The following is a 20,482-nucleotide window of genomic DNA, read 5'->3' on the forward strand; positions in this document are numbered from 1 at the left end:
CCTACTCGGCCGGGACCGCGGCGATCGGGCGGTCGGCTGCAGGGTTGAACTCGGCTTGATGCATCGGCTTCTCGGCGCGCTGGCGGCCGAGGACGGTCAGCCAGACGTTGGCCACCATCAGCACGGCGCCGGCGAGGTAGAGCGTGCCGCCGAACGCGCGCAGGACGTACATCGGGTGAAGCGCGGCAACGGTATCGACGAAGCTGTTCACCAGGTAGCCGTCAGCGCCGTATTCGCGCCACATCAGGCCCTGGGTGATGCCCGATACCCACATGGAGGCGGCGTAGAAAACGATCCCGACGGTCGCCATCCAGAAGTGCCAGTTCACCCAGCGCAGTGAGTAGAGCCGCTCGCGGTGCCACAGGCGCGGCACGAGGAAATAAACCGCCGCGAAGGAGATCATCCCGTTCCACCCAAGCGCGCCCGCGTGGACGTGGCCGATGGTCCAATCGGTGTAGTGCGACAGCGAGTTGACCGACTTGATCGACAGCATCGGCCCTTCGAAGGTGGCCATGCCGTAGAACGCCAGCGCCATCACCATCATGCGGATGATCGGGTCGGTGCGGACCTTGTCCCACGCGCCGTTGAGCGTCATCAGCCCGTTGATCATGCCGCCCCAGCTCGGCATCCACAGCATGATCGAGAACACCATCCCGAGGGTCTGCGCCCAGTCGGGCAGGGCAGTGTAGAGCAGGTGGTGCGGGCCGGCCCAGATGTAGAGGAAGATCAGCGACCAGAAGTGCAGGATCGACAGCCGATAGCTGTAGATCGGCCGCCCGGCCTGCTTCGGGACGAAGTAATACATCATCGCCAGGAACGGGACGGTGAGGAAGAACGCGACCGCGTTGTGCCCGTACCACCACTGGGTCAGCGCATCCTGCACGCCCGAGAACAGCGAATAGGAATGCGAACCGAGGAAGCTGACCGGCACCGCGAGATTGTTGACGATGTGCAGCAGCGCGATCGTCAGGATGAACGACAGATAGAACCAGTTGGCGACGTAGATGTGCGGTTCCGCCCGCTTCACCAGCGTGCCGACGAACACCGCCAGGTAAGCCACCCAGACGATCGTCAGCCAGATATCGACGTACCACTCCGGCTCGGCGTATTCACGGCTCTCGGTGATCCCGAGCAGGTAGCCGCTCGCCGCGAGGACGATGAACAGCTGGTAGCCCCAGAACACGAACCGGGCGAGACCGGGGAAGGCGAGCCGCGCGCGGCAGGTGCGCTGCACAACATAGAAGCTGCTGGCGATCAGGATGTTGCCGCCGAATGCGAAGATCACGCCTGAAGTATGCAACGGGCGCAGCCGGCCGAAGTTGAGGTAGGGTTCGACGTTGAACTGGGGCCAGGCGAGCTGGCAGGCGATCAGCACCCCGGCCAGCATGCCGACGATCGCCCAGAACACCGTCGCCAGCACGCCCCAGCGGACCGGGTCGTCATCGTACTTCGAAGGGTCGGCGGGCATCCGCAGGATGCCGCTGGCGATCGCGCCGACGTCCGCCCTAGCCACGCTGACCCACAGGCCGGCCAGGGCCACAACCGCGACGATCATCATCTGCGCGGCAAAGCCGCTGTCGTGCGCATAGGCAGCCGCAATGACTGCCAGCACCATGGCGCCGAACCACAATCCGGCACGCGTCAGAATTGCTTCCATGAACTTGAACCCTCGTCTGTCGCGCAGCCCGTGGGCCTGCCGTCCTCAAGGCTCTTTGATCGCCGTCAAAGGCGGTCCGCGGCATTGGGAAATGTACGGGGGCAGGCGTTTTGCGGCCGGTCAATGTTGCCCAAGCGCGACGGGTGCAGCGGGGCGGGGCGACGCGATGAGGCGGCTGCACGAGGCAGTCGGCGCGCCGCCAGGAGAATGACATGCGTAACATCCCCGCCTTGCTCGCCTGCGCTGCGATGACAGGCTTCGCCACCCCCGCTTTGGCGGACGACGGCGGCTCGAAGTGGCAGGTCAAGCTGATGGGCACGGCGGTGCTGCCCGATGGCAAGATAGACAAAGTAAAGACCGATCTCGTCGGCTTGCCGGCCACCCTGCAGACCAAGGCGAGCGACAACTACGTACCTACCGTGGCGATCGAATACTTCTTCACGCCGGCCGTCTCGCTCGAGACGATCTGCTGCGTGACCGAGCATCATGTCACCGGCACGACCGGTCTTCCCGGAGCGCGGCTCGTTTCGAATGCTCACCTCATTCCGGCGACCTTCACGCTCAAGTACCATCTCAACGCGGGCAGGATTTCGCCCTATGTCGGCGCGGGCCCGAGCTATTTCCTGTGGTTCGGCGAGAAGCCTGGCGCGACCGCCGTCGCGGCCGGTGCGGACGACTTCAAGATGAGCGACGAGCTCGGCCTGGCCCTGCAGGGCGGCGTGGACGTTCCGCTCAACGACAAGGGACTCGCGCTGAGCCTCGATGCCAAGCGCTATTTCGTCAAAACCACGGCGCGCTGGTATGCGGGGGGCACCAACGTGATCACGACCGTCCACCAGCTCGACCCGTGGGTGCTGAGCGCCGGGCTCGGCATGCGGTTCTGATCAGCCGGCGATGGCCTCAAGCTCTGCGCGATCGAGAATGGCGACCGCGCGGCGCGTCGGCAGGTCGATCACGCCGTCGCGCTTGAGCTTGGTCATTTGCCGGCTGACGGTCTCGATCGTCAGGCCGAGGACGTCACCGATCTGCTGGCGCGAGAAGGGCAGGTCGAAGCGGCCGAGCGAAGCGCTGCCGGGCTCGGCCAGCCGTTCGGACATGTCGAGCAGGAATGTGGCGATCTTTTCCTCGGCGCTCTTGCGCGCGAGCAGGAGCATCCAGCTGCGCGTGCGGTCAAGTTCGGCGAGCGTGCGTTGCAGCAGCTTGTGCTCGAGGCCGGGGTGCTCGCCGGCAAAGCGGTCGAAATCGGCGCGGGCGAACACGCACACTCGCGCGTCGGTCAGCGCGGTGACCGAGTGGCGGGTCGTAGCGCCGAACGGACGGCCGATGAAGTCCGCCGGATAGACCACGCCGACGATCTGCTCGCGGCCATCCTCGGTGCCGGTCGAGAGCTTGAGGATGCCATCGATGACATTGGCGACGAGGATCGAATCGTCGCCCTCCCAGATGAGCGGCTCACCGGCCTCGAGCGTTCGGCGACGGCCGATCGCGTTGAGCGAGTTGAGTTCGGCCGGCTCGAGCGCCGAGCAGATCGCGTGGTTGCGCACGCTGCAGGTGTCACAGGCTGTCATGGAGGGCCGCGTATCACGTCGGCCGGGGCTCACACGCTCGGGATATATCCGGAGTTGGCGGAGCGAAACGAAAACGGCCGGCTCGCCGAAGCGAGCCGGCCGTTCGTTCGGTATGATTACTGAGCGGTGGTGGCCGCAGTCGTCTCGGTCGTCGTGGTCTCGGTCGTCGCGGCGTCGGTGGTCGCGTCGGTCGCAGCCGCTTCCGTGCTCGCGTCCATCGCGGGCGCGACTTCGGTGGTGGCTTCCGTGGTCGCGGTGGTTTCGTCGGCCTTGTTGCAAGCGGCGAGACCAGTGACCAGCACGGCGGCCGTAAGTCCGATAACGAGTTTGCGCATAATAACTCCCCTAAGGAACCCTGTTGCGCCACTGTGGCGCGGCGCGACAATTAGACGAAATTGTGGCGGGCTCAAAGCGATTTGACTCGTGCGCAGGATTTCCGCGCTTTTCAGGCCGGATCGGCATCGGGTTGGTAGTCGGGATGGGCGCGCCGGACGGGCTCTTCGGCCATCGCGTTTCGGGCCGACTCGATCAGCCGCGGGTAGGCCGAGCAGTCGACCGAATAGCGCTGCGCGGCGTAGAACTGCGGGACCAAGTGGCAATCGGCGATGGTCAGGCTGTCGCCGAACGCGAATCGCCCGCCGTGGCGCGCGATCATGGTTTCGATCGCCGCGAATCCCTCGCCGATCCAGTGGGCGATCCACGAATCGATTGCCGGCTGTTCGTGCCCGAGCGGCTGCTTGAGGTACTTGAGCACGCGCAGGTTGCCGAGCGGATGGATGTCGCAGGCGACCGCCATGGCCATCGCCCGCACGATCGCCCGCTCCCCCGGCGCCTCGGGGAGCAGCGGGGGCTCGGGATGGCGTTCCTCGAGCCATTCGAGGATCGCCGAGGACTGGGTCAGCACCCCGTCGGCTGTCTCGAGCGCGGGCACCAAGCCCTGCGGGTTGAGCGCGCGGAACGCCTCGGATCGCTGTTCTCCGGCGCGCAAGTCGACCGGCGCCTGCTCGTACGCCACAGCCTTGATATTGAGCGCTATGCGGGTGCGGTAGCTGGTGCCCGAGCGCCAGTAGCCGTGGAGGACCAGCGCCTCACTCATCCGGCGATGCGCCCGCGACATTCGCCGAAGCCAATGGCGCGGTAGCCGTCGCGCACCGCGCGCGCGGTCATGATCACTTCGTCGCCGTCCTCGAGGAAGCTGCGCGTCTCGCCGTTGGCCAACGTCAGTGGCGCCTTGCCGCCCTGCGACAGCTCGATCAGGCTGCCGAAGCTGTCGCGTGCCTCGCCCGAGAGGGTGCCGGTGCCGAGCAAGTCGCCCGGCTGGAGATTGCAGCCGTTGACCGTGTGGTGGGCGACGAGCTGCGCCGCGGTCCAGTACATCGACGTCATCGGCCCTTTGCTTAGCCGCTCGGCCGGTTGGCCGGCGTCGCGCATCCTTTGGGTCAGAAGGCGAACTTCCATCTCGATTGCGTAGGCGCCGTGCATCTGGTCCTCGGCATCGAGCAGGTAGGGCAGGGGCGCGGGATCACCTTCGGGCCGCGGCGGCTGGGCAATGCGGAACGGCGCCAGCGCGGCGCTCGTCACCACCCAAGGAGAGACGGTCGAATGGAAATTCTTGGCCAGGAACGGCCCGAGCGGTTGGTACTCCCATGCCTGCAGATCGCGCGCCGACCAGTCGTTGAGCAGACACAGCCCGGCGATGTGCTCGGCTGCCTCGGCGATCTTGATGTCACTGCCGAGCTTGTTCGAGCCGCTTGTCCAGATGCCCATCTCGAGCTCGTAGTCGAGCCGCTGCGAAGGGCCGAACACCGGCGTGTCGCCGTCGGGGCTCTTGCGCTGCCCCTGCGGCCGGCGGACGTCGCCGCCGCTCGGGCGGATCGAGCTGGCGCGGCCGTGATAGCCGATCGGCACGTATTTGTAGTTCGGCAGCAGCGGGTTGTCGGGGCGGAACTGCTTGCCGACGTTGGTGGCGTGATGGATGCCGGTATAGAAATCGGTGTAGTCTCCGATTGCGAACGGCAAGTGCAGGCGGCAATCGCCCGCCGGGATCAGCGCAGGGTCGACCTCACGTTGACTTGAGCTATCGGTGAGGAGCCGGAAGATTCCCTTGCGCAGCGCATCGGCGGCCGCGTTGCCATCGGCAAACAGGGCGTTGAGGGTTTCGCCTGAGGCCAATCGCGCGGCATCGGAGGCCTCGCGCTCAAGGAGACCGGCGACGGCGCTCAGGTCAAGCACCAAGTCGCCGATCGCGACGCCGCCGCGCTTGCCGCCGCCGGGCGGCGAGAACACGCCGAGCGGCAGATTCTGCACCGGGAATTCGGCGTGGCCGTCTACGCCTTCGATCCAGCTCGTCGCCTGGGGGTCGTGGGTTTCGTCGATCTGCGTCATTCGGGCAGCCTCGCTTTCTCGAAACCTTGCCAGCAATCGTCGTAATCCCCTTGAAGTTCGGGTAGTTCCATTGCGGCTCGGGTCGGGCGGATCACCCAGCGGCTTTCGAACATGAAGGCGAGCGTATCGTCCAGCTTGACCGGCTTGAGCTCGGCACCGGATGCCCGGCGATGCGTCTCGGCGTCGGGCCCATGGCCGTTCATCTGGTTGTGCAGGCTCGCGCCACCGGGCTCGAAGCCGCCGCCTTCCTTGGCGTCGTAGGCGCCGCGGACCAGCCCCATGAATTCGCTCATCACGTTGCGGTGGAACCACGGCGGGCGGAAAGTGTCCTCGGCCACCATCCAGCGGGGGGGGAAGATCACGAAGTCGCAGTTGGCGGTGCCGGGGATTTCGCTCGGACTGGTGAGCACGGTGAAGATCGACGGGTCAGGATGGTCGAAGCTGATCGTGCCGACAGTGTTGAAACGGGCGAGATCATAGCGATACGGCGCCGAGTTGCCGTGCCAGGCGACGACGTCGAACGGCGAATGGTCGAGCGCGGTGCGCCACAAGGCGCCCTGGAACTTCTGGACGATTTCGTGCTCGCCCTCGACGTCCTCGAACCACGCGACCGGCGTTTCGAAGTCGCGCGGATTGGCGAGGCCGTTCGAGCCGATCGGACCGAGATCGGGCAGCTGGAACGGCGCGCCGTAGTTCTCGCAGACGTAGCCGCGGCTCGGGCCTTCGAGCGCGACTGAAAAACGCAGGCCGCGCGGGATGAGCGCGATATGGCCCGGCGGCACGTCCATCCGGCCGAGTTCGGTCGTAATATGCAGCGCGCCCTGCTGGGGCACGATCAGCAATTCGCCGTCGCTGTTCTGAAACACACGGCGCCCCATGGAACGGCTGGCGGCGTAGAGGTGCACGGCGACTCCCGAGCCGGTGCCGACATCGCCGTTGCCGCCGTAAGTGATCAGGCCTTCGAGCCAATCACCCTCGGCTGGGGGAAGCGGATCCCAGCGCAGGCGGTTGGGGCTCACGGGATCGGTGAACGGCGCGCTCGCGAGCACCTCGAAGCGGGCCAGCGGCTCGTATGGAGCGTGCTCGGCCATCGGCCGCAGGCGGTAGAGCCAGCTGCGCCGGTTGTGCGCGCGCGGCGCGGTAAAGGCGGTGCTTGAGAACTGCTCGGCATAGAGCCCGAACGTCGGCACCTGCGGGCTGTTGCGCCCGACCGGCAACGCGCCCGCGACAGCCTCGCTGGCGAAGTGATTGCCGAACCCGGTATGATAGTTAGACATGAAACTATCTCCTGGGTCCCCGATATGGGGCTTGAGACCTCAAATCAATGCAGGACTGCGGGCTCCGTCTGGCGCAGCGCGGCAACTTTCCCTGCCGAAAGCGCGAACACCCACAGCACCAGGTAGCACGCTGCCGGCACCAGGAACGCGGCGATGTAGCCCGCCCGGTCGGCCACCGCGCCGATCACCAGCGGCAGGAACGCCCCGCCGACGATCGCGGTGCACAACAGGCCTGAGGTTGCCTCCGCGCTGGCCGAGGAGCGGTCGAGAGTGAGGGTGAAGATCACCGGGAACATGATCGAGTTGAACAGCCCGATGGCGAGGGCGACGAAGCCAGCGCTGACCCCGCCGAAAGCGAACACGTAGAGGCACATCGCGCAGGCGACGGCGGTGAAGAAGGCGAGCAGCCGCGGCGCCTCGTAGCGCGCGAGCAGCGCGGAACCGACCGCGCGGCCGACCATCGCCCCGCCCCAGTAGAACGCCACCGCCTTGCCGGCTTCCTGCAAGCTGACGCCGGAGATCCCGTCGCTGCCCATCGCGTGGCTCAGCAGCGGCACTGTGAACGGCAGGTCCGACTGGCCCCAAATGCCGTTGGAATTGAGGAACAGCGCCATCTGGCTGCCGATCGAGACCTCGGCACCGACGTAAAGGAAGATCGCCACCCCGCCGAACAGCGCCCACCTCGAGGAGAAGGCCTCCGCGATGAGGGCGACGAACCCCTTGCCCGACGCCGGCTGCGGCGCGGCGTCCGCGACCGTTTTGCGGCTGAGCCAGAAGAACACCAGCAGCAGGATCAGCAGGCCGCAGATCCAGAAATAGGCACGGTCGATCCCGGCGAGCGCGGCGGCGCGCACCGCGGGGTTAAGCGCCGCGCCTTCCTTGACCTCAACGCCCTTGAGGAACAGCACCGCGCCGAGGAACGGGCCGATGAAGGTGCCGAAGCTGTTGAAAGTCTGCGACAGGGTCAGGCGGAAGTGGCTGCCCCTGGGATCACCGAGCGCCGCGGCGAGGGGGTTGGCGGCGACTTGCAGCACGGTGATTCCGCTCGCCAGCACGAACAATCCGACGAGGACCAGCGTGTAGCTGGCGATGTTGGCCGCGCCGAGCATGATCAGGCAGGCGACCACCATCATCATCAGCGCGACGAGGATCGAAGGTACCGGCTTGAGCCTGGCGATCAGCGCGGCTGCCGGGAAAGAGATCACTCCGTAGGCGATGAAGAACGCGAACGTGGAGAGCTGGGCCTGGACGTTGGTGAGGACGAACACGCCTTTCACCGAGGCCACCAGCGGGTCGATCAGCGAGGTGATAAACCCCCAGGCGAAGAACAGCGTCGTCACCGCAATGAACGCCGCGCGCACCGTTGCCTTGTTTTGCATCGATCCTCCCAGTCCCCGTTTTCACGGGCTTAGCCGTGGCGGCGAGCGAACGCACGGCGGAAATTGCCTTTTCCCCACGGATGCGCAAAGCCCTTCGCGGATGAGCGGACTTCTCCCCACTGGCGACCACGCGGCGCTGATGCGCGCGGCGCGAGGCGAGGCCGCGCTGTGTACGATCGTCGGCATCGACGGCAGCTTTTCGCGCCGGATCGGCACCCAGCTCGCTGTGGCGGCAGACGGGAGCCGCGTGGGCGACATGGCCGACAAGTGCCTTGACGACGAGCTGGCCAGCCAGGCGCTGGCGGCCATGGCCGAGGGCGGGGCGCGGATGCTGCGCTATGGCCAGGGCTCGCCGTTCGTCGACTTTCGCCTGCCGTGCGGCTCGGGGCTCGACATCTGGATCGATCCGGCGCCCGATCTCGCCGAGCTGCGGCGCTGCGTGGCGGAGCTGCAGGCGCGCCGCGAGGCGGTCCTGCCGCTCGGCGGCGGGATGCTGCGCGAGCGGCGTTACATCCCGCGCTTGCGGATCGTGCTGCTCGGAGCGGGTGCCGAAAGCTCTGCGCTCGTGCGACTGGCGACGACGCAGGGTGTCGAGGTCGAGTGGCGCGAGGCGGGGGAGGGGCTCTCGCTCGGACGGCCGCCGCAGAACCTCGCCGCCGACGCGTGGACCGCGGTGTTGCTGTTGTTTCACGACCATGAGTGGGAGCACGCGCTGCTCGACTGGGCGCTCGGTACGCCGGCGTTCTACATCGGCGCACAAGGCGGCGCACCGGCGCGCGAGGAGCGGCGCGCGCGGCTGCGCGCGGCTGGCCATGGCGAGGACGATCTGGCGCGGATCAACAGCCCTGTCGGCCTGATTCCCGCGGCACGCGACCCGGCGGTGCTCGCGCTGTCGGTGCTCGCCGAGGTGGTCGGCGCCTACGAAGCGCTGCACCCGCACCGGTGAGCCTGGCGATCGCCCTGCTCGCCGCGGGCGGCGCGACGCGCTTCGGTGGCGGCAAGCTCGATGCACAGTGCGCGGGCAAGCCGCTCGGGCAATGGGCGCTCGATACCGCGCTGGCGCTGCCGCACGAGCGACTGACGGTGGTGGTCGGCGATCCGGTGCCGGCGTTTGCGCGCGGCTGCGAATTGCTGGTCAATGAGCGCGCAGGCGAGGGGCTCGGCACTTCGGCAGCGCTGGCCGCACGATGGGCGGCGGGTAGCGATGCGCTGCTGATCATGCTCGCCGACATGCCGCTGGTCTCGGCAGAGACGCTGCGACAGCTTGCCGCCGCTGACGAACCGGCGGCCGTGGCCTACCCGGGCAACAAACCCGGCGTGCCCGCATGCTTCCCGGCGGCGTTGTTCCCGGCGCTCGCAGCCCTCAGGGGCGACAGCGGCGCGGCGCAAGTGCTGCGCAGCCTCGCCGGCGTCACCCTGACCGAAACGTCCCCGCAGGAATTGCGCGACGTCGACCGGTCCGAGGACCTGGCCGACGTCGAGGCGCTCCTGCGCGCGCGCTAGGCGGTCGCCAGCAGCTTCTTGTCGATCGGCAGGCTGCGGATGCGCTTTCCGGTGGCGGCGAACACCGCATTGGTCACCGCCGGGATCACCGGGGGCAAGGCCGGTTCGCCGAGCCCGGTCGGGGCGTTGTCGCTCGGCACGAACTCCACGTAGATCTGCGGCGCGACCGGCATCCGCGGGATCGCGTAGTTGTGGAAGTTCGAGTTGGTTACCGCGCCCTTGTCGAGCTCAACCGCCAGCGACAAGGCCTGACCGATGCCGTCGATCGCCGCGCCCTGAACCTGGTTGAGCGCGCCGAAGGGGTTGATGATCGTGCTGCCGACGTCGCCGGCGATCCACACGTTGTGGACGGTAACCAGGCCAGCCTTGCTGACGCTGACCTCGGCGACCTCGGCGAAGTGGCCGAGGTGGCTGTAGTAGTAACCGAAGCCCAGCGCATGGCCTTGCGGCAGGCTGGCATGGCCCCAGTCGGACATTGCCACGGCCTTTTTGATCACGCTCCGCATGCGGCCAGGGTCGAAGCCCGGCTGCTTGCCGAAGAAGCCCTGTTGCGCCGGCTCCGCCTCGGCTCCGTCGACCAGCGCCAGCAGCAGCGTCGGCAAGTCGGTGCCGGCCTCGTGCGCCACTTCGTCGAGGAACGACTGGAACACGAAGCTGAGGGCGTTCGAGGTCGGCGCGCGCAAGGCACCCATCGGCACCGCGGTCTTCATCTTGCTCTGGCCGTAGGAGGCATTGGGGACGAACGCGTAGGGGAAATGGTCCTTCGGCATCGTCGCCGGGTTGAACCCGCCGGCCCCCGGCAAGTCGAAGGTCACGAAATGATCCTCGATCGCCGTCAGCTTTCCCTTGTCGTCGAGCGCCGCGCGCAGGCGGTGCCAGCCAGCCGGGCGATAGTGATCGCCGCGGACGTCGTCCTCGCGGGTCCAGATCAGCTGGACCGGAGTGTCGGGCTTGGCCTTCGCGATCGCCGCCGCCTGGTGCATGAAATCGTTGATCAGCCGCCGGCCGAAGCCGCCGCCCGAACGGGTAATGTGGACGACCACCTTGTCCTCGGGGAGCCCAAGCATCTTGGCGACGGACTGCTGGCCGCCGTTCGGCGTCTGGGTCGGCGCCCACATCTCCATCGTGCCGGTCTTCGAATGCCACTGCGCAGTGCAGTTCATCGGCTCCATCGGCACGTGGGCGAGGAACGGATAGTGATATTCTGCGTCCACCACCTTGGCCGCCGAAGCGAAGGCGGCAGCGGTGTCGCCCTTTTTGTTGAGGCTTTCCGCCGGCTTGCCGCTGGCCATGAAGGCGCGCGCCTGCTCGTCATAGCCCCTGGTCGAATGGCTCGCCCACTCGCCGTTGTCCCACTGGACGCCAAGCTTGCTGCGGGCCTTGTTGGCGAGCCACCAGTTCTTGGCGATCACCGCCACGCCGTCGACGAGCTGCTCGGGGCCTCCGCTGCCCGGGATGGCGATCACGTCGATCACCCCCGGTTCGGCCTTGGCGGCCGCGAGGTTGGCCGAGAGGTACTTCGCGCCGAATACCGGGGCGCGCTCGTAAGCGGCATAGACCATGCCCGGAAGCTGGGTGTCGACGCCGTAGATCGGCTCGCCATGGATGATTTTCGGGCTATCGATGCCGCCGATCTTGCGACCGATGATGTGGAAGTCCTTCGGATCCTTGAGCGCGACCTTGCCCGGGTCCGGCACGGCCGAAGCCGCTGCGTCGGTAGCGAGCTCGCCGTAGGTCAGAGTCTTGCCGTTGGCGGGATTGGTAACCACGCCCTTCGACGTGGTCAGCGAGGAGGCGGTCACGCCCCAACGCTTCGCGGCGGCCTCGAGCAGCATGGCCCGGCCGGCCGCGCCGACCTGGCGCATCGGAATCCAGTTCATCGGCGTGGCGAAGCTGCCGCCGGCGAGCTGGGGCCCGTATTTCCTGGAGTCGGAATCGCCCTGCACGATCGCGACCTTATCCCAGTCGGCGTCGAGTTCCTCGGCGATCAGCATCGGCAGCATCGTCTTGATGCCCTGACCGATTTCCGGGTTCTTGCCGACGATGGTGATCGCGCCGTCGGGCGCGATGGTCACGAAGGCGTTGAGCGGCGCGGCCTGGGCCGAGCCGGTGGCGGCGCGGGCGATGCCGGGGATCGTCGCGGAGAGCATGAGCCCGCCGCCGGCGAGCACGCTCGCCTTGAGCAGCGTGCGGCGCGATACCTGCATGGTTTCAGCGAGCTCAGACATCGGCGGTGGCTCCTTCCTTGGCGGCGATCTGGATCGCCTCGCGGATGCGGCCGTAGCAGGCGCAACGGCAGATGTTGCCCTGCATGGCGCTGTCCACCTCGGCTTGGCTGGGGTTCGGATTCTTTGCCAGCAAGGCGCTCGCGGTCATCAGCTGCCCGGCCTGGCAATAGCCGCACTGCATGACGTCGACGTCGAGCCAGGCTTTCTGCAACGCCCTGCCGAGCGGCGTTTCGCCCAGATGCTCGATGGTCGAGATCTTCTTGCCGGCGAGCGAACCAACCGGCGCCGAGCAGCTGCGCGTCGCCACCCCGTCGACATGCACCGTGCAGGCGCCGCACAGGCCCATGCCGCAACCGAACTTGGTGCCTACCATGCCGAGCTCGTTCCTGAGCGCCCACAGCAGGGGCATGTCGTCGGGCACGTCGAGCGTTCGCGTCTCGCCGTTGATGGTCAGCGTGGCCATGAGAATCCTCCGGAAGTCCGGACAAAGTCTACACGGATCAGGGCTTGGTGGAAACCCCGCGTTGGCCGCTGGTCGCGGTCGATTTCGACGAGGATGTCCGCGCGCCCCGGCATTTCGGCGAACATCCATTCGGTCAGCCGCTGGTAATGGGCCAGAAAGCGCTCGAGCGCGGCGTCATCCATCACCGCCGGCCCTGCACCGAGCTTGTGTTCCTGCAGTCGCCGATGGGCGCGCACGGCCGCGAAATCGGGTACCTTGAGCATGATCAGCAGGTCGATCCGTGCGAACAGCTCGGCGTAGTCGGTGGCGAGGCGGCGATTGACCTCGAGGCGCCAGGTTCCATCGGCATCTTCGGTTCGCTCGAGCTCGTTAACCGGCTCTCGCAAGTCGGCCGCGGGCTGCGGCGCGGCACCGACGCACCAGCCTTCGAACAGGACGACCTGAATCGGCCCTTTGACAGGCCGCCTTTCAGGCGCGCGGTCGTCCGCCGCCTTGTCGAAAATCGGCAGGTCGGCGTCCTTTCCGGCGACCAGCCGGTCGAGGATCGCCATGCCGAGCTCGACGTCGTGCGTGCCGGGCACGCCGCGCGTGGCGAAGAGCGGATGACGATCTGCGGCGGCTTTGTGCCGCTCCGCGCGCGTCAGGTAGAGATCGTCGAGCGAAAGCCTGACGCCGACCTGGTTGTGCTCGACCAGCAGCACTTCGAGGAACTTGCACAGAGTGGACTTGCCCGAGCCCTGGGCGCCGTTGATGCCGACGATCAGCGGCTTGCCCCCGGGACTTTCGGCGTAGCGCTCGGCGATGTCCTCGCTGAGCGGGCGCCAGTACTTGTCGGCGATCTCGCGGTAGTCGGCCGGCAGTCCTTCCGCCTCAATCAAGCGTTCGATCGCGCTGCTCATGCGACGCGATCGGGGAGGGGGCGGCCCTCGGCCCAGGCGACGACGTTGGCCAGCGCGCGTTCGCCCATAGCGATGCGGGTCTCGCGGGTGGCGCTGCCGAGGTGCGGCAGGAGCACGACGTTTTCGAGGTCGAGCAACTCCTCGGGCACCTGCGGCTCGGCGGGGTAAACGTCGAGCCCGGCGCCGGCGAGGTGGCCGCTGCGCAGCGTCTCGGCAAGCGCCGCATGGTCGATCACGCCGCCGCGAGCGGTGTTGATGAGGTAGCTGCCCGGCTTCATCGTCGCGAGCGCCTCGGCGCCGATCAGGCCCTGGGTCTCGGCACCGCCGGGCACGTGCAGGGAGACGAAGTCCGACTCCGCGAGCAGGTCGTTCAGCTCGGGATAGAACTGCGCATCGAGCTCGCGCGTCACGTCCGGCAGCGCCTCGCGCCGGCCGTAGTAGGCGATCTTCATCCCGAAACCGTGATGGGCCCGCCGGGCGGTGGCGATGCCGATGCGGCCGAAGCCGACGAGGCCGAGGACCTTGTCCTTGAGCGAGGAGCCGATGAGATGCGTCGGCCGCCAGCCTCGCCAGCGGCCCGCGCGCAGCTCGCGCTCGCCTTGTCCGGCGCGGCGGGCGGCCATCAGCAGTAGCGTCATCGCCAGGTCCGCGGTCGCGTCGGTCAGCACGCCGGGAGTATTGGTGACCGCAATCCTCTTCGCCTTCGCCGCGGCGATGTCGATGTGATCGAAACCGACGCCGTAGTTCGCGATGAGTTTCACGCGGTCACCGGCGGCAATCACGTCGGCGTCGATCCGGTCGGACACCGTCGGACACAACACGTCGTACTCGCCCATCGCCGCCGAGAGGCCGGCCTGCCCGAGCGGGGCATCACCTTCCCTGAAGGTGACCTCGAACCGCTCGGCCAGCTGCCGCTCGACTTCCTCCGGCCAGCGCCGAGTGACGAGAACGCGCGCTTTCGCCAAGCCTCAGGCCTTCATGCCTTCGGTGATCCGCTGGGTCTCGGCGCGGGTCGATTCCGGCCCGGTGTTGCGCTTGTGGATGCCGCCCTGGCCTTGCGGCATGAACAGCGGTGGGTCGCCTTCGCGCTGCTTGAGGCCGAACAGGTTGAACAGCCCCGGATGCCGGCCCAGCCCGCCGAACATGTCGAGCAGGCTGTCGATCCACGGACGCAGCGGGTCGTCGTCGGCCAGCACGGGACTGTTCTTGCACACCGATGCGGTGAACAAGATCGAGCCGAGGATGCGGTAGTCGGCGTAGTTAGGCGTGTCGCCGCCGAGGTACTTGCCCTCGCGCAGCGCGATCCGCAGCGGCTCGAGCGCGGCGGAGATCTGCGGCAGGCGGTCCTCGTAGCCTTCCTGCATTTCCTCGAGCGTCTTGCCGAGCATCTTCTCGCGCGAATAGGTGATGTACTCGTGGTCCTCGGGAACGGCGAGGTCGCGGTAGCTGACGCAGTTGCAGCGCATCCACGGGCCGGTCGCGACTTGCCAGAACCAGGCGTCGAGCGCGCGGGTGACGATGGCGACGCTCGGGTGCGGAATCAGCATCGGCCGGTCGGGGTACTTCTCGTCGAGGTATTCGACGATGCCCCACGAATCGAGCACCCATTGGCCGTCGTCGACAATCGCTGGAAGGCGTTCGGTCTTGCCGCCTGTGCGTTCGGGAATTCCCGTGAAACCTCCGGGGACGACGTCGAGATCGAAGCCCTTGTGCTTGAGCGCGTATTTGGTCGCCCACACGAAGGGGCTGATCGTCGCGCCGGTCGACAGCGCGAGATCGTAAAAAGTGATGGTGTTGTCCGTGGCCATGGCGCGGCTCCTCTCGACAAGATTGACTTTGTCCGTTCTGCTACGAGGTGGCGGGACAAAAGGGAAGCGCGGATACTCTGGCGCGGCGCGCGGCTCATGTCTATTGCGAAGGCATGACTGAAATCGCATCCGTTTCCCTGTCCCGTCCGCTCGCCGAATTCTCTCGCGAACTCGGCCAGTCGTTCGAAGAGTTCGGCTTTGCCATCGTCCGCGACCACGGCATCCCCGCCGAGCTGATCGCGCGGGCCGAAGAAGACTCGAAGGCGTTTTTCGCCCTGCCCGAGGCGGTGAAGCTCCAGTACAAGATTCCCGGCCAGGCCGGCGCGCGCGGTTACACGCCGTTCGGCACCGAGCGGGCCAAGGACGCCGCGGTCCACGACCTCAAGGAGTTCTGGCACGTCGGCCGCACGCTCGAGCCGGGCGACCCGCTCGCGGCGTTCATGCCCGCCAACGTCTGGCCGGAAGAGCTGCCCGACTTCCGCCCGACCTTCGAGGCGCTGTTCGCCGCGTTCGAGGCGACCGGGCTGCGCATCCTTCAGGCGATCGCGCTGCACCTCGGGCTCGAGCGCGACTTCTTTGCGGCGACGGTCGAAAAGGGCAACTCGGTGCTGCGGCTGCTGCATTATCCGCCGGTGCCGCCCGAGGCCGAAGGGGCGGTGCGGGCGGCTGCGCATGAGGACATCAACACCATCACACTCTTGCTCGGCGCCGAAGAGGCCGGCCTCGAGCTGCTCGACAAGGGTGGCCGTTGGCGGCCGGTCTCGCCGCCGCCGGGCGCGCTCGCCGTCAACATCGGCGACATGCTCCAGCGCCTCACCGCGCATCGGCTGCGCTCGACCACGCACCGGGTGGTGAACCCCACCGGCGAGGCGGCGCGGCGCGCGCGCTACTCGATGCCCTTCTTTCTCCACTTCCGCTCGGACTTCCTGATCGAGCCGCTCCAGAGCTGCCGCGAGGGCGGGGTGGTCGAGCCGACGGTGACGGCGGACGAGTACCTCCAGCAGCGCCTGCGCGAGATCAACCTGGCCTAGGCGAGCTTCGCGTCCTCGAGCTTGACCAACCGCCAGAGCGTCTCGGTCACCGGCACCGCCACGCCCGCTTTCCGCGCCGCACGCACGATCGCGCCGTTGATCGCGTCGACTTCGGTCGGACGGCCCGCCTTCACGTCCTGCAGCATCGAGGCTTCGTGGTCGGCGTGGTCGGTCACCGAGACGACCGTGAGGTCGAGGATCGGCTGCGCCTGGATGGCGATGCCGCTGGCGTTGGCGGCCGCGACGCCTTCGAGCACCACCGCGCTGATCATCGCCTTGGCCTCGTCATGCGCGCCGAGAAAGCCCGGCGTGCGACGGGTTAGCGCGCAAAGCGTGTTCATCGCCGCGTTGAAGATCGCCTTCGACCAGATCGCGGCCTGGATCTGAGGCTCGAGATGGGTCGGCAGGCCGCCCGCGGCGAGCAGGTCCGCAACCCGTTGCGCGAAGCCGGTATCGCCGCCGAACGCCGGGTAGATTTTCGAGCCGCCTTCTCCGTGGCTGCGCACCCGGCCCGAGCCGACGAGGTCCGAGGGCATGGTGCTGACGCCGGCGATGACCCGTTCGCGGGCGACGTGCCGCGCCACCGCCTCGTCGTTGCCGAGCCCGTTCTGCAGCGTGAGCACATGGGTGTCGGGCCCGATGATCGCCTTCACCCCTTCGAGGGCGACGTCGGTGTGGAAGGTCTTGGTGAACAGCACTAGGAGATCGGCGGCTTCGGTCGCTTGCTCTGGGCGCAGCGCGGGGAGCGGCAAGGTTTCGATTCCGGCACGAGTCTCCAGCTCGAGCCCCCGCGCGTTGATCGCGGCGATGTGCTCGGGGTTGACGTCGACCAGCGTCACTGCCGCGCCCGCGCGGTGGAACGCTGCGGCGTAAAGGCAGCCCATTGCACCCGCGCCGACCACCGCGACCCTCATTGTGCCGCGTCCTCGAGCAAGGCGGGGGCGAGCAGCATGAGCAGCTTCGAATCGATCGCCACATCGCGCTGGCGGAATGCAGCGACCGTTTCCACGATGCGGTCCAGCGGCACGCGATGGACGACGATGTCTTCGTGCTCGGTCCCCCCGCCTTCGCCGACTCGCGTTAACCCGGTCGCCTTGACCAGCGTGAACGTCTCGCCGAGCATTCCGGACGAGGAGGCGAACTCGCCGATCTCTTCCCACTGTGCCGCGCGATAGCCGGTTTCTTCCTCGAGCTCGCGCACGGCGCTTTCCAGCACGGCCTCGCCTTCGGTTTCATCCCCGATCAGCCCGGCGGGAAACTCGAGGCAGTACTTGCCCAGCGGCACACGGTACTGCTCGACCAGGATCACTTCGCCCGCGTCGAGCGCCAGGATGGCCGCCGCGCGAATGCCGCGGGCGCGCCCAGCGTATTCCCAGCGCCCGCGGCGTTTGGCTTCGACAAACTTGCCGGCCCACTCGATGATTTCGGGGGCGTCGGCGTCGGCGTCGGGGGGCAGGGGGCGCTCGCTCACGCCCGCCGCTTAGAGTTCGATAAGCCGGTCTGGCAACTCGTTTACGTCACCGTCGGCGCGTGGGAGATGCTCGGCGAGCACCGTGCCGACCCGCTCGACCGCGGCGACAACGCCCGCGCCGCATTGGCCGCGCTTGAGCTCGATCAGCATCGCCGCCATGGCGTCGCCCCAGACTTCCGGCGCGACCTTGCTGGTGATCGCCTCGTCGGCCACGATCTCGGCGCGGCGCTCGCGCATCGACAGGTAGATGAGGATGCCGGTGCGCCCGGTGGTCCGGCGGTCGGTGCCGACCTTGAACAGCTCGAGCGCGCGGGCGTTCGCCCGGCGGCTCTTGATCGGGCCCGGAATGAGGAAGAACTTGAGCGGCTGCCACAGCTGGATCAGCCACATGCCGGCGAACTTGAGGATGCCGACGAACAGCGCCAGCCCGAAAATCCCGCGCGGAGTCCATTCGGCGTTCCATTTGCCGAGCAGGTGGTCGACCTGGCCGAGGTAGAAGTCGGGGAACCAGGTCAGAGTGGCGATTGCCGTAAAGGCTGCGATGGCTGCCCAGATCAGCGCGACGTCGCTGTACCCGTCGGAGCGGTCGGTGACCACGGTCACGATTTCACCGGCGGTATTCGCCTCGGCCGCGGAGACCGCCGCGCTCACCGCCAGGTGCTCGGCCTCGCTCAGGTGTGCCATGCCTACCAGCCCCCCGACGCGCCGCCGCCGCCCGACATGCCGCCGCCGAAGCCGCCGAAGCCGCCTCCACCGCCGCCGCCGAAGCTGCCGCTTCCAGCGCCACCACCCCAACCGCCGCCGCGATTGCTGTGGCTCGCCGCATTGAGGGCGCTCCACAGCAGGATATTGCCGACAGCGCTGCCCACGCCTCCACCGCCATAGCGCTGGCCGCGCCGGCGACGAAGCATCGGCAGGACCAGGAAGAACACGATGAACAGCGACCAGGCGATGGCGCCGATGGGGATACCGTTGCCCTGCGAACGGTTTTTCTCCGCTGCCGCGGCCGCCTCGGCGATCGCTTTAGCGTCCTCGGGGCTCTTTGAAAGCTGGGTCAACATCGCGCCGACACCGGCTTCGATGCCTGCCGGAAAGTCGCCCTGCTTGAAGCGCGGGGTGATCTCGTCGCGGATGATCCGTCCGGACAGGATGTCGGTAATATATGGGGTGAGACCGTAGCCTACCTCGATCCGCACCTTGTGCTCATTGGGCGCCACGAGCAGCAGCACGCCCGTGTCGCGCTCCGCGCCGCCGATACCCCATGCGGCGTAGAGCTTCTGGGCATAGTCCTCGATCGTATCGCCCTGCAAACTGTCGACGGTGGCGACGATCACCGCGTCTCCGGTGCGCGCGTCGAATTCACGCAGCCGCTGATCGAGCTGTGCTTCCTCCGCCGCCGGCAGCAGGTCCGCCTGGTCGTATATCGGCCCCTGCGGACGCGGCGGAAGGTCTTGCGCCACTGCCGGCGCCGTCAGGAACGCGATCAGCGCGAACCAAAGGCCGAGCCTGGTCACCGTGCGTACTCCAGCGGACTGCCTCACTGTCCGGCGGCGGCAGGTGCTGCGGTACTGGCCTGGCTGTTGTCGTTCGCCGGGGCGGCCGTGGGCGCGCCGGCCATGCCGGTGAAATTCACCGAGGGCGCATTCTGGGCGCCCTCCTCGGCCTTGAAATAAGCCAGCGGCTTGGCGCCATAGATGATCTTTGCGGCCATGATCGAGGGGAAGGTGCGAATGGTGGTGTTATAGTCCTGCGCCTTCTCGTTGTAGCGGTCGCGCTCGACGTTGATGCGGTTCTCCGAGCCTTCGAGCGCGGTCATCAGGTCGGCGAAGCGCGCCTGGCTCTGCAATTGCGGATAGGCTTCGACCACCGTGCGCAGTTGGCCGAGCGCCTGCGTCAGCTGGTTCTGGGCCGCCTGGAACTTGGCGAATTCCTCGGGATTCGAAAGGTCGTCGGTGGTGATGTTGATCCCGGTCGCGCGGGCGCGGGCGTTGGTGACATTGGACAGGATCTGGTTTTCCGATCCGGCTGCCGCCTTGACCGATTCGACGAGGTTGGGGATCAGGTCGGCGCGGCGCTGATACGCGCTCTGTACGGCGCCCCACTGAGACTTGGCCGCCTCTTCCTTGGTCGGAACCGTGTTGATCCCGCAACTGGCGAGACCGAACGCGGCGAGCGCGACGATGGCGAAACGTCCGAGACGCGAAACGAGCGGCATAGTCATTCAACCCTCCCGATGGGACCGTGGTGTATTGCATAGATAGCACGGCTGGACGGGCATTCAAGAATATCCGGAGAGCATCTGCCCTTGTGACCGCACGCGCCCGGTGGCAGGTTGTCGCCGTCGCGCGCTCGCAGGGGAGGAATTGCCGTCATGTGGAAGGACTTCAAGGCGTTCATCGCCAAGGGCAACGTGATGGACCTCGCTGTCGGCGTGATCATCGGCGCTGCTTTCGGAGCGATCGTCACCTCACTCACCGGCGACCTGATCATGCCGCTGATCGGGTGGATCTTCGGCGGGTTCGACTTCACCAGCCATTTCGTCGTGCTGCGCCTGCCGGCCGACTACCACGGCTCGATGGCCGATTACGCCGCGCTCAAGAAAGCCGGCGCGGCGGTGATCGGCTACGGCGCGTTCCTGACCGCCGTGGTCAACTTCGTCATCCTGGCCTTCGTCATCTTCATGATGGTCCGTTTCGTGCGCAAGGTGACCGAAGAATCCGAAGGCAAGGCCGAGGCAGCGCCGCAAGGCCCGTCCGAGGTCGACCTGCTGACCGAAATCCGCGACGAGCTGAAGAAGCGACCCTGAGCCGCCG

22 protein-coding genes are annotated in these 20,482 nt (G+C 67.3%); 5 read left to right on the plus strand and 17 right to left on the minus strand.

Annotated features, from left to right (window positions below):
- Position 1: 1 nt before the first annotated feature.
- The gene (ccoN, locus tag G7B69_RS10590) at positions 2–1,657 is read right to left on the minus strand and encodes a cytochrome-c oxidase, cbb3-type subunit I (RefSeq protein ID WP_166179016.1); all 1,656 of its coding nucleotides are present in this window, start codon (positions 1,655–1,657) and stop codon (positions 2–4) included.
- Between the two features lie 212 nt (positions 1,658–1,869).
- On the opposite strand from ccoN, the gene G7B69_RS10595 reads away from it, so the two are divergent.
- The gene (locus G7B69_RS10595) at positions 1,870–2,541 is read left to right on the plus strand and encodes an OmpW/AlkL family protein (protein ID WP_166179018.1); all 672 of its coding nucleotides are present in this window, start codon (positions 1,870–1,872) and stop codon (positions 2,539–2,541) included.
- Here G7B69_RS10595 and G7B69_RS10600 read toward each other — a convergent pair whose 3' ends face one another.
- From G7B69_RS10600 to G7B69_RS10625, 6 genes are all read right to left on the minus strand, one after another.
- Positions 2,542–3,225 carry a Crp/Fnr family transcriptional regulator gene (locus tag G7B69_RS10600; protein ID WP_166179020.1) on the minus strand — a complete coding sequence of 228 codons (684 nt, stop codon included), beginning with the start codon at positions 3,223–3,225 and terminating at the stop codon, positions 2,542–2,544. It lies immediately after the preceding gene.
- A gap of 116 nt (positions 3,226–3,341) precedes the next feature.
- Positions 3,342–3,560: a hypothetical protein gene (locus tag G7B69_RS10605; protein ID WP_166179022.1), complete on the minus strand. Its 219-nt coding sequence runs from the start codon at positions 3,558–3,560 to the stop codon at positions 3,342–3,344.
- Positions 3,561–3,670: 110 nt separating this feature from the next.
- Entirely contained in the window at positions 3,671–4,321 is a 651-nt protein-coding gene (gene maiA, locus G7B69_RS10610; RefSeq protein ID WP_207786002.1) for a maleylacetoacetate isomerase, read from the minus strand.
- Positions 4,318–5,610, minus strand: coding sequence for a fumarylacetoacetase (gene fahA / locus G7B69_RS10615; protein ID WP_166179024.1), 1,293 nt, complete (start codon positions 5,608–5,610; stop codon positions 4,318–4,320). The genes maiA and fahA overlap by 4 nt, the downstream gene beginning before the upstream one ends.
- Positions 5,607–6,887 carry a homogentisate 1,2-dioxygenase gene (gene hmgA, locus G7B69_RS10620; protein ID WP_166179026.1) on the minus strand — a complete coding sequence of 427 codons (1,281 nt, stop codon included), beginning with the start codon at positions 6,885–6,887 and terminating at the stop codon, positions 5,607–5,609. Before hmgA ends, fahA begins: the two co-directional genes overlap by 4 nt.
- A gap of 44 nt (positions 6,888–6,931) precedes the next feature.
- Positions 6,932–8,266, minus strand: a complete 1,335-nt coding sequence (locus tag G7B69_RS10625) for an MFS transporter (protein ID WP_166179028.1) — start codon at positions 8,264–8,266, stop codon at positions 6,932–6,934.
- Positions 8,267–8,366: 100 nt separating this feature from the next.
- Here G7B69_RS10625 and G7B69_RS10630 point away from each other — a divergent pair, with 100 nt between their 5' ends.
- Both G7B69_RS10630 and G7B69_RS10635 read left to right on the plus strand, forming a co-directional pair.
- Entirely contained in the window at positions 8,367–9,212 is an 846-nt protein-coding gene (locus G7B69_RS10630; protein WP_166179030.1) for an XdhC family protein, read from the plus strand.
- Entirely contained in the window at positions 9,209–9,769 is a 561-nt protein-coding gene (locus tag G7B69_RS10635; RefSeq protein WP_166179032.1) for an NTP transferase domain-containing protein, read from the plus strand. Before G7B69_RS10630 ends, G7B69_RS10635 begins: the two co-directional genes overlap by 4 nt.
- On the opposite strand, the gene G7B69_RS10640 is transcribed toward G7B69_RS10635, so the two are convergent.
- Genes G7B69_RS10640 through G7B69_RS10660 form a run of 5 tightly spaced genes read right to left on the minus strand, consistent with a single transcriptional unit; the run spans position 9,766 to position 15,167 of the window.
- Positions 9,766–11,997 (minus strand): xanthine dehydrogenase family protein molybdopterin-binding subunit, encoded by a 2,232-nt coding sequence (locus G7B69_RS10640; protein WP_166179034.1) that lies wholly within the window; start codon positions 11,995–11,997, stop codon positions 9,766–9,768. The genes G7B69_RS10635 and G7B69_RS10640 overlap by 4 nt on opposite strands.
- A complete protein-coding gene (locus G7B69_RS10645; RefSeq protein WP_166179036.1) occupies positions 11,990–12,460 on the minus strand; it encodes a (2Fe-2S)-binding protein in 471 nt (156 codons plus the stop codon). The genes G7B69_RS10640 and G7B69_RS10645 overlap by 8 nt, the downstream gene beginning before the upstream one ends.
- Entirely contained in the window at positions 12,448–13,359 is a 912-nt protein-coding gene (locus tag G7B69_RS10650) for a kinase (RefSeq protein WP_243415120.1), read from the minus strand. The genes G7B69_RS10645 and G7B69_RS10650 overlap by 13 nt, the downstream gene beginning before the upstream one ends.
- The gene (locus G7B69_RS10655) at positions 13,356–14,324 is read right to left on the minus strand and encodes a 2-hydroxyacid dehydrogenase (RefSeq protein WP_166179038.1); all 969 of its coding nucleotides are present in this window, start codon (positions 14,322–14,324) and stop codon (positions 13,356–13,358) included. Before G7B69_RS10655 ends, G7B69_RS10650 begins: the two co-directional genes overlap by 4 nt.
- 3 nt (positions 14,325–14,327) lie before the next feature.
- Positions 14,328–15,167: a beta-etherase gene (locus G7B69_RS10660; RefSeq protein WP_166179040.1), complete on the minus strand. Its 840-nt coding sequence runs from the start codon at positions 15,165–15,167 to the stop codon at positions 14,328–14,330.
- 113 nt (positions 15,168–15,280) lie between these two features.
- Here G7B69_RS10660 and G7B69_RS10665 point away from each other — a divergent pair, with 113 nt between their 5' ends.
- Positions 15,281–16,198: an isopenicillin N synthase family dioxygenase gene (locus G7B69_RS10665; RefSeq protein ID WP_166179042.1), complete on the plus strand. Its 918-nt coding sequence runs from the start codon at positions 15,281–15,283 to the stop codon at positions 16,196–16,198.
- Here G7B69_RS10665 and G7B69_RS10670 read toward each other — a convergent pair.
- From G7B69_RS10670 to G7B69_RS10690, 5 genes are read right to left on the minus strand one after another with little or no spacing between them, the layout of a single operon-like run.
- Positions 16,195–17,112 (minus strand): ketopantoate reductase family protein, encoded by a 918-nt coding sequence (locus tag G7B69_RS10670; protein ID WP_166179044.1) that lies wholly within the window; start codon positions 17,110–17,112, stop codon positions 16,195–16,197. The genes G7B69_RS10665 and G7B69_RS10670 overlap by 4 nt on opposite strands.
- Positions 17,109–17,669 carry an NUDIX hydrolase gene (locus tag G7B69_RS10675; protein ID WP_243415121.1) on the minus strand — a complete coding sequence of 187 codons (561 nt, stop codon included), beginning with the start codon at positions 17,667–17,669 and terminating at the stop codon, positions 17,109–17,111. Before G7B69_RS10675 ends, G7B69_RS10670 begins: the two co-directional genes overlap by 4 nt.
- 9 nt (positions 17,670–17,678) lie before the next feature.
- Entirely contained in the window at positions 17,679–18,353 is a 675-nt protein-coding gene (locus G7B69_RS10680; protein ID WP_166179046.1) for a TPM domain-containing protein, read from the minus strand.
- A gap of 2 nt (positions 18,354–18,355) precedes the next feature.
- Complete coding sequence (locus G7B69_RS10685) at positions 18,356–19,183, minus strand: TPM domain-containing protein (RefSeq protein WP_243415122.1); 828 nt, start codon at positions 19,181–19,183, stop codon at positions 18,356–18,358.
- A 23-nt stretch (positions 19,184–19,206) separates the two neighbouring features.
- A complete protein-coding gene (locus G7B69_RS10690) occupies positions 19,207–19,884 on the minus strand; it encodes a LemA family protein (RefSeq protein WP_166179200.1) in 678 nt (225 codons plus the stop codon).
- A gap of 156 nt (positions 19,885–20,040) precedes the next feature.
- Between G7B69_RS10690 and mscL the strand changes: the two genes are divergently transcribed.
- Positions 20,041–20,475: a large conductance mechanosensitive channel protein MscL gene (gene mscL / locus G7B69_RS10695; protein WP_166179048.1), complete on the plus strand. Its 435-nt coding sequence runs from the start codon at positions 20,041–20,043 to the stop codon at positions 20,473–20,475.
- Positions 20,476–20,482 lie beyond the last annotated feature (7 nt).

The organism is Croceibacterium segetis (assembly GCF_011320115.1).
GTDB lineage: Bacteria > Pseudomonadota > Alphaproteobacteria > Sphingomonadales > Sphingomonadaceae > Croceibacterium_B > Croceibacterium_B segetis.